This window comes from Actinomyces polynesiensis, from assembly GCF_000820725.1.
Lineage (GTDB): Bacteria > Actinomycetota > Actinomycetes > Actinomycetales > Actinomycetaceae > Pauljensenia > Pauljensenia polynesiensis.
Genome location: NZ_CCXH01000108.1, coordinates 1 through 8797 on the forward strand (window position 1 = coordinate 1; position 8797 = coordinate 8797).

The 8797-nt window shown below is 69.4% G+C and carries 6 protein-coding genes and 1 pseudogene; 1 reads left to right on the plus strand and 6 read right to left on the minus strand.

Features of this window, described 5'->3' with window-relative positions; all coding sequences use genetic code 11:
* The 3 genes and pseudogenes from TA90_RS04865 to TA90_RS04875 form a co-directional block, all read right to left on the minus strand.
* Nucleotides 1-550: pseudogene (locus TA90_RS04865) on the minus strand (ABC transporter permease); the annotation flags it as partial.
* Complete coding sequence (locus TA90_RS04870; protein ID WP_043534894.1) at nt 543-1469, minus strand: ABC transporter permease; 927 nt, start codon at nt 1467-1469, stop codon at nt 543-545. The pseudogene TA90_RS04865 and the gene TA90_RS04870, both read right to left, overlap by 8 nt.
* Nucleotides 1470-1843: 374 nt before the next feature.
* Nucleotides 1844-3472: a peptide ABC transporter substrate-binding protein gene (locus TA90_RS04875; RefSeq protein WP_043534895.1), complete on the minus strand. Its 1629-nt coding sequence runs from the start codon at nt 3470-3472 to the stop codon at nt 1844-1846.
* Between the two features lie 748 nt (nt 3473-4220).
* Here TA90_RS04875 and TA90_RS04880 point away from each other — a divergent pair.
* Nucleotides 4221-5168: a protein NO VEIN domain-containing protein gene (locus TA90_RS04880; RefSeq protein ID WP_043534896.1), complete on the plus strand. Its 948-nt coding sequence runs from the start codon at nt 4221-4223 to the stop codon at nt 5166-5168.
* Between the two features lie 140 nt (nt 5169-5308).
* On the opposite strand, the gene TA90_RS04885 is transcribed toward TA90_RS04880, so the two are convergent.
* From TA90_RS04885 to larD, 3 genes are all read right to left on the minus strand, one after another.
* Nucleotides 5309-6238 (minus strand): HoxN/HupN/NixA family nickel/cobalt transporter, encoded by a 930-nt coding sequence (locus TA90_RS04885; protein ID WP_052450526.1) that lies wholly within the window; start codon nt 6236-6238, stop codon nt 5309-5311.
* A 71-nt stretch (nt 6239-6309) separates the two neighbouring features.
* Nucleotides 6310-7989: a nickel pincer cofactor biosynthesis protein LarC gene (larC, locus tag TA90_RS04890; protein ID WP_043534897.1), complete on the minus strand. Its 1680-nt coding sequence runs from the start codon at nt 7987-7989 to the stop codon at nt 6310-6312.
* Between the two features lie 17 nt (nt 7990-8006).
* A complete protein-coding gene (larD, locus tag TA90_RS04895; RefSeq protein ID WP_043534898.1) occupies nt 8007-8720 on the minus strand; it encodes a D/L-lactic acid transporter LarD in 714 nt (237 codons plus the stop codon).
* Nucleotides 8721-8797: the final 77 nt, after the last annotated feature.

Below are 8797 nucleotides of genomic sequence, written 5' to 3' on the forward strand. Positions count from 1 at the left end.
CGTTGCGGTCGTCCTTGAACATCTGCATGAACACGATCGCGGCGAGCAGCAGGGGGATCGCGAAGAACACGTCGGTGATCCGGGACAGGAGGGCATCGAGCCAGCCCCCGAAGAACCCGGCCAGGGCCCCGACGACGCCGCCGATGATCACCACGGCGATGGTGGTGAAGATGCCGACCGAGACGGAGGCCCGGGCTCCGTAGATGACGCGGGAGTAGATGTCGCAGCCCTGCCGGGTGAAGCCGAAGGGGTGACCTGCGGTGGCGGAGGCCAGGGAGTTGGACAGGTCGCAGTAGCGCGGGTCCTGGGAGGTGAAGAGCCCGGGGAAGAGGGACACCACGACGGCGGCGAGGATGATGAGTGCGGCCACCCAGAAGGTGGGCTTGCGTCGGAGGTTCTTCCAGGCCTCGCCCCACATGGAGGAGGGGGCGGACTCGTCGGAGACGGCGTCCACGGCCCCCAGACCGGTCTCGTCGACGTCGGAGACGTAGTGCTGCTGGCCCTTGCGGGTGCGCTCGATGCGGGCGGATGGAATGTGGTGGTCACTCATAGCGGATCCTCGGGTCGAGCACGGCGTACAGCAGGTCCACCACCAGGTTGGCGACGATGTAGACGAGCACCAGGACGGTGGTGACGGACACGACGGTGGAGGGCTCGCCCTTGATGATGGCCTGCCACAGGGTCCCGCCGACGCCGGAGATGTTGAAGATGCCCTCGGTGATGATCGCGCCGCCCATCAGCGCCCCGAGGTCGCCACCGAGGAAGGTGACGACGGGGATGAGGGAGTTGCGCAGCACGTGGCGCTGCATGACGGAGCCGTTGCTGAGCCCCTTGGCGCGTGCGGTGCGCACGTAGTCGGCGGTGATGTGTTCCGAGACCGACTGACGCGTCAACCGCAGCACGTAGGCCAGCGACTGCGCGCCCAGCACGATGGCAGGCATCGTCAGTGTCCTCAGGGAGACGTTCGCCCCGACGGTGGCGGGGAGGATCCCCCACTTGACGCCGACGACGAACTGCATGACGAAGCCGATGACGAAGGTCGGCACGGAGATCACGAGCAGTGAGACCACCAGGACGGTCGAGTCGAACCAGCCTCCGCGCCGGATGCCGGCCACGACACCGGCGGCGATGCCCAGGATCGCCTCGATCGCGAGCGCGTAGAGCGCGAGCTTGATGGTGATGGGGAAGGCGTGGGCCATGACCTCCGACACCGGACGTCCGGAGAAGGTTGTCCCGAAGTCGAGCGTGAAGACGCCCTTGAGGTAGAGCAGGTACTGGAGCCAGAAGGGCTTGTCCAGGTTGTACTCGGCGCGGATGCGTGCCTGCACCGTGGGACTGAGCCCCCGGTCACCGCCCAGGGCGGCCACAGGGTCGCCGGGCATCAGGTACACCATCGCGAAGATCAGGAACGTGGCTCCGAAGAAGACCGGGATGGTCTGCAGGAGTCGCCGTCCGATGTATCGGGGCATGGGTGCTTCCTTCGGGAATGGACGGGGCGCGTGCGATCCATTCACCGTCCGGGTGGGTCACATCCGGACGGTGGACGCGTCGTCAGTCGCGTTCACAGTCATGGGGTCCCACCTCGGCCCGGGTTGCGGGCCTCGGTGGACGTGGTCGCCGCGGAACGGTTGGCCACCCCTGAGAGCATAGGGTAAACGCTGCGCAAAGCGTTGTCATATGTCGTGGAGCACAGGGTGGGCGTCAGGTCCGCGGTGGGTGGGGTGTGCGCGGGACCCGAGGTGTCCCGTGACGAGGGCGGACACGGCTGTGGCGGGCGGGGAGTGTTCCCCGCCCGCCACAGCGTCGTGCGATCGATCACCGGCTTCCCGGTGGTGTCAGGACCTCAGCCCTGCTTGGTGATCTCGTAGTACAGCGGGACCGAGTTCCAGCCGAAGGTCACGTTCTCGACCTGCGTCGACCAGCCGCCCACGACGTTCGCGTACCACAGCGGGATGGCCGGCAGGTCCTTGAGGAGGACCTCCTGGGCCTGGTCCAGGATCTTGTTGGCGTCGTCGACGGAGTCGGCGGCAGCGGCCTTCGCCAGGAGGTCGTCGAACTCCTTGGAGGAGTAGTCACCGTCGTTGGACCCGGCGCCCGTGCCGTACAGCGGCGCGAGGAAGTTGTACTTGCCGGGGTAGTCCGCCTGCCAGCCGGTGCGGAAGGCGCCCTTGATGGTGCGGTCGGTGACGTCGGTGCGCAGGGAGGCGAAGTCGGGGTACGGGTTGCCCTCGGCGTCGATGCCCAGCGTGTTCTTGATGGAGTTCGCCACGGCGTCGACCCAGGCCTGGTGGCCACCGTCGGAGTTGTAGGCGATGGTGAAGGAGCCCGACCACGGCGAGATCTTGTCAGCCTCGGCCCACAGTTCCTTGGCCTTGTCGGGGTCGTAGGTGAGGACCTCGTTGCCCGGGATGGCGTCGTTGAACCCGTCGACCACGGGGGACGTGAAGTCCTTGGCGGGGGTGCGGGTCTTGTAGAAGATCTTGTCCGTGATGGAGTCGCGGTCGATCGCGTAGGAGATGGCCTCGCGGCGCAGCTTGCCCTCGTCACCGGAGAAGTGCTCGAGGTTCTGCGGGATCGTGAACGACTGGAAGATCGCGGCGGGCTGGTTGACCGAGCGGCCGTCGAGCTCGCTCTCGAAGGTCTGGAACGCCGAGTCCGGGACCGCGTCGAGGACGTCGAGGTTGTCGGAGAGCAGATCGGCGTAGGCCGCGTTCTGGTCGGTGTAGAAGATGATGTCCACGCCGCCGTTCTGGGCCTTGCGGTCACCCTTGTAGTCAGGGTTCGGGACCAGGGAGATCTTCTCGTTGTGGACCCACGCATCGGCCGAGGCCAGCTTGTAGGGGCCGTTGCCGACCGGGTTCTTGCCGCCGGCATCGGGGTCGGCGATGGTGGAGTCGGGCAGCGGGTAGAAGGCGGAGTAGCCCAGGCGCGAGGGGAAGTCGGACTCGGCCTGCTTGAGCTTCACCGTGAAGGTGTAGTCGTCGACGACGTTGAGGCCGGTGAGGTCACCGGTGCCGTCCTCGTCGGCGCCCTCGATGGGCTCGAAGAAGTAGGCGGAGAGATCGGCGTTCTTGGCGCCGGCCTTCCAGGCGTTGACGAAGTTCTCGGCCTTGACCTCGGTCCCGTCGGTGAAGGTCTGGCCCTCCTTCAGCTTGATCGTCCACGTGATGTTGTCATCCGAGGTGATCGAGTCGGCCATCTCGTTGTGGGTGGCACCGTCGGCGTCGTAGTAGACCAGGCCCGCGAAGATCAGGTCGATGATCCTTCCACCGCCGACCTCGTTGGTGTTGGTCGGGATCAGCGGGTTCTGGGGCTCGGAGCCGTTGACGGAGACGATGCCCGTCGAGGCCGCGGCCGTCCCGGACTCGCCTGACGCGCCGGACTCGCCTGATGCGGCACCGCCACTGGAGCAGGCGGTGAGCGACAGGGCGATGACGGCCGGCACTGCCAGCCACGATCGCTTCAAATTCATGGTCCCTCCTGGGATGCACATGGACTGAGATCTGGGATGGGGTTCGCCAGATGCGCTCAGAACTGTAGCCAAACGGCGGGCACATCGCGTCTAGGGACCACCATGTGGGTGTTACATTCAGGTAACGAATGGTCGCCGTTTAGTAAAGATGCAGGTCAGGGGCATTTTAAAGGCCCGCCACAGCAGCCGCCGAGGTCGCGGTGTGTGACACGGGGGATCCGGGTGGCGGTCCGTGTGGGGCGTGCGGGCACTGCGATGTGGGGGCGGCGCCCGTCCCGCGGCGGCGACTGTGCGCGGGCCCGGCCCCGGGACCGCCGGGGGCGCGACCCACGGCACCAGCCCACGTGCGGGTGTGGCTGTGGGATGGTTCACAGACCGTTCGGCCGCGCGGGCAGGGCAACCGCGGTAACCCACATCTGCCTGTGGTCAGGAGCTGGGGGGCCTCCCCTCCCCCCGCGCGTGTCGGGCCCCGATCGGACCATCCCTCGATCAACTGAGCCTCCCGAGGTGTGCGGTCGGGGCTGCTCGATTAGATTCAGGGTGTGGACCCCGCCGCCTCGGGTGTCCACCGTCTGGGTGCCCTCGTCCTCCGGGATCGGGGGCATCCAGCGTCTGTGGGGCGCCCGTTCACGCAGTGCGGCGTGGACGGCCGTCCCGGCTCCCGGTTGCGGTGGACACGGACGGAGGAGACGCCGGTCACAGACGGCGGTAGCCTTGGTGAGTCCTTGACCATCGCGAGGAGTCGCTCATGTCCACCTTCCTGCTGCGCTGGAGCCCCCAGCCCTCGTTGGACGAGGACCAGTGGGAGGACGCGCGCGAGGACCTCGCGGACGGGTGGGCGCACGTGGCCACGTGGAAGGTCGATCCGGCCCTGCAGGTCGCCGATGGGGACCGCATCGTGTTCTGGCGCCGCGAGGACGGACCTCCCGGGGTGCTGGGCACCGGGTCCGCCGTGGGGGGCACCTACTGGGGGGTGGATCCCGACGCTGGTGACGGCGCCGGGGAGGGGGAGGGCGACGGCGCCGGGGACTGCGCCTGGATCGACGTCGCGGTGGACACGATGCTCCCGTGGCGCCACCCCCTCACGCTCGACGTCGTCGAGCAGGAGTTCCCCGGACTCGCCTGGGACACCGCCGTCCCGGTGCTGCGCCTGTCCGACCATGTCGCCGACGTCCTCCTGGAGGCACTCGAGGGCGGTGGCACCACGGAGCCCACCACCGGCGAGGGCGGTCGACGTGAGGCCGTCGAGGCGGCGAAGAGCGCCTATGCGGTCTCGCTGACGCGCACCCAGATGCGCATCGACCTGGGGGAGGGATGGGACGTGACGAGCGTGGACGTCGCGCCCTTCGACATCCTGGCCGATGACGGCGACGAGCTCGTCTACGTCAAGGTGGTCGTCGAGAACGGGGGCCCGATCCGGCTGAGCGCCGACGAGGTCGAGTTCGCCGTGGCCCAGCGCGACTCCTGGCGGCTCATGCTCGTGGCGGGCATCGAGGTCCGGTGGCAGATCGCCCACGGGTCCTCTGAACTGCGTCTGGACGAGGGCGCCGTCGTGGACGTCACCCAGAGCTTCTTCGACGAGATCGACGAGCTCCGTCCCGCCGCCTACGACTGGTTGCCCGGCGTGGCCGGGTCGGACATCGACTCCGCCCGTCACCTGAGGGCCACGACCCTGGGTGGCATCTGGAGCCTCTGACCGACCCCCGCGAGGTCCGCTCTGTTCTGCCACCGAGGTCCGCTCACTTCTGGCCCCGAGGTCCGCTCTGTTCTCCCACCGAGGTCCGCTCACTTCTGGCCCCGAGGTCCGCTCCGTCCCGACGTCGGGGGCGGCACGTCTCAGACGGCGTGGTGGCGGACCCGACCCTGGCGCAGCAGCACGATGGCCGCGCTCCCGACCACCGCCACCGCCAGGAGCGTCCACCCGACGGGGGCGGTGTCGAGTGCCGGGGTCGGCCGCCCGGTGACGGCGGCGGCGATGTCGAGGGAGGTGGCGGTCGCGACCAGCAGGGCGCACCCGATCGAGACCGCGGTGACGACCGTGTTGAAACGGGCCCGGGTGGACGCGGCCGCGTGGGAGTACACGTGCAGCATGAGGTTGGCGTTCACGGAGTCCCCCAGCGTCATCGCGGCGGTGAAGCACAGGGGCAGGGCCATGAGCACGACAGGGCTGGACCCGGACAGCGTGGCCAGCGCCGTGACCATGAGCAGGCTGATCGTCGAGGCGGTGTCGAACCCGAGACCGAAGAGGATGCCGAAGAGGTAGATGTGCCCCGCGTGGCGCACGTGGCCGAGGGGTCCGGTGAGCAGCCGTGCCCACGGTCCTGTCGGCTGCCTGTGGTCGTGGTGGTGGGTGAGGTTGGGGACGTTGGCCGCGGCGACGGCCAGCAGGTACAGGGCGGACACCCCCGCGCCGACCAGCCCCAGGACCCGGGCCTCGTCGGACCGGGTGTCCAGGACGGTGTTCACCCAGGACGCCCCGAGCACCACTGCCGCGCCCGCGGCGAGCACCACCGTGGAGTGGCCGAGGCTGAAGGCCAGACCCACACCGTTGGGGTTGCGCCTCTCCCCGAGGAGCTTGCGCGTGGAGCCGTCGATCATGCACAGGTGGTCGGCGTCCAGGGCGTGCAGCAGCCCGCGCGTGTAGGCGAACCCGGCCAGGGCTGGCGGCACGGCGCCAGCGGCGTGCCCGGCCAGGAGGAACGCGGCCGCCAGGAGATGGATGGCGAGCACCACGGTGATCGTGACGGTGTGGCGGGGCAGGTGCACGGGGAGTTCTCCAAGGTGTCCGGGAGGGGACCGTGGTGGCGGGTGTGGGGATCGGGTCGTCGGGTGGTGGGTCAGATGATTGACGAGGGCGCCCCCGGGGTCAGACCGGCCGCGACGATGGCGGCTGTGGCCTGCTGGGACACGTCCAGTTCACTGCGGCCGCTCCTCCGGGCGATCTCGGCCACGGAGGCGAACTCGGCCTGGGCGTGGACGATGCGTCCGCCGCGATGACCGACCTTGACGGTCAGGGGCTGCCCGTCCAGGTCGAGCCGCACGAAGTCCCGCTCCAGCACGGTGCGTGTCACGGGGGACTCCCGGACTCCCAGGGTCGGTGTGGTGGTGAGGAGCAGGTCGACGACGTCCGGGCGGTGCGAGTGCGCCACGAGCACCTGCACCATGACGGCGGGGCGTCCCTTCTTCATCTGGATCGGCGTGACCCAGGCGCCCGCTGCCCCGGCGTCCAGGCAGGCCTGGATGACGCCGGGGATCAGCCGGTGGTCGATGTCGTCGAGGTTGGCGCGCAGCTCCACCATGCCTTCGTCGTCCACGCCGGTCAGATGGTCACTGGCGTGACCTGCGCCCACGAGCTCCGCACTGCCGTGGTCCGCACCGCCGTGACCCTCGCCGTCCTGGACTCCGCTGGTGCTGGTGGCACTCCCGGCGCCGGGGTCGGTGCCCCTCACGTGCTCGCTGGTGTCCTCGAGGACGACGCGCACGCAGTTCGCCCACCCCGGCATGTCACGTCCACCGGCGCCGATCCCCACACGGCCCGGGCACATGTCGGGCATGGAGTCGGACTCGGTGGCGAGCGCACGGATGAGCGCCATGCCGGTCGGCGTGGCGAGCTCCCCGACGTCACGGGGGTCACCCGTGGTGGCGGGGGCCTCCTCGACGGCGTGGGGGTGGGTGTGGTCGTGGTCGGCGGTCGGGTGGACGAGGGCGTGGTCGTGCTGGTGCATGTGATCGTGCTCGTGCGCACCGTCCGGGTGGACCTGACCACCCTCGTGCGAGTGCCCACCGTCGTGCGAGTGCGCCGCCCCGCCCTCGTGGCTGTGCCCACTGTCGTGTGTGTGTGCCGCCCCGCCCTCGTGGGTGTGCCCACCGTCGTGCGAGTGCGCCGCCCCACCCTCGTGGATGTGCCCGTGGCCGCCCTCGTGCCCGTGATGGTGGTGGTGCGCCGCGGAGGGATCCACGACCCCGGGCAGCGCCCGGACCCGCCATCCGCGGGAGAGCTCCAGGACCGCCGGGGCGGGGACCGGCATGAGCCCGTGAGCCGCGTGGATGCGGCCGTTGCCCAGCGCCACCCACGAGGCCGACAGGTCCTCGATCCCAAGCAGTCGCAGCGCCTCACAGACGCCGACGATGTCACCGATCGCGTCCAGCCCTCCCACCTCGTGGAAGTGGACCGACTCGGGCGTCGCGCCGTGGACGCGGGCCTCGGCCCGCGCCAGCTGCTCGAACACGGCCAGTGCCCGCCGCCGGGTCGACGCCGCCAGGGGCGCGTCGGACAGCAGTGCGCGGATCGTCGGCCAGGTCCGCTCCAGGGAGCGGTCCCCCACCTGGAGGACCCGGGCGTGGCAGGCGCGCACCGCGCCGCGGGTGACCTCCTCGGTGCTGACCTGCAACGCGCCTGGCAGGACGGCGTCGAGTGCCTCCTGGATCCCGGCCACGGGCGCACCCGCGTCGATGAGGGCGCCGAGGAGCATGTCCCCGGCCACCCCGGCTGTCGCGTCGATCCATGCGGTGGGCATGTGGGTGTTCCTCCTGCTCAGAAGATGTGCAGCACGTAGCGGGCGAAGAGCGCGGCCAGCAGACCGCCCACGAAGGGCGCGGTGCCGGGGACGATCAGGCCGTACTGCCAGTCGTTGGAGGTCTTGTGGCGGATCGGGAGGATCTGGTACGCCATGCGCGGGCCGAGGTCGCGGGCCTGGTTCATGGCGAACCCGGTGGTGCCACCCAGGCCCATGCCGACGGCCCACACGATGATGCCGACCCCGATGGGCAGCAGCGACTCGTAGGACTTGGCCACGGCGAGGATGGCGGTGAGGAAGACGAAGGTCGCCAGGGTCTCCACGAAGTAGTTGCGGGGGAGGTTGCGCAGGTTGGGGTTGGTGGAGAAGATGTTGCGGATCGCGACGGGGTCGACCTCGTCCTCGGAGGCCTTGAAGTGGTCGGCGTACATCACGTAGACGATGAGCGCCCCGACCAGACCACCCAGGCACTCGGCGATGACGAAGGGTGCGAAGTAGGACCAGGGGATGAGGTCGAGGATGGCCTGTGCCAGCGCCATGGCCGGGTTGATGCAGACCCCCCCGAAGATGAACAGGACGACGGAGATGCCGAAGGCCCACGTCGTGATCGCGAAGATGTGCCCGGAGGCGCGGTACTTGGTGTGCTTGAGGACGTCGTCGCAGTGGACGCCGACACCGAAGATGATCATCAGGGCGGTGCCGAGGAACTCGTAGAGCGTTGCTTGCCACATGGGGAGTGTTGCCTGTCTCGTGCGTGGTGGGATCGGGTGTGTTTCGTGTGGTCCGGCCCGGGGGCCGGAGGTCTGTG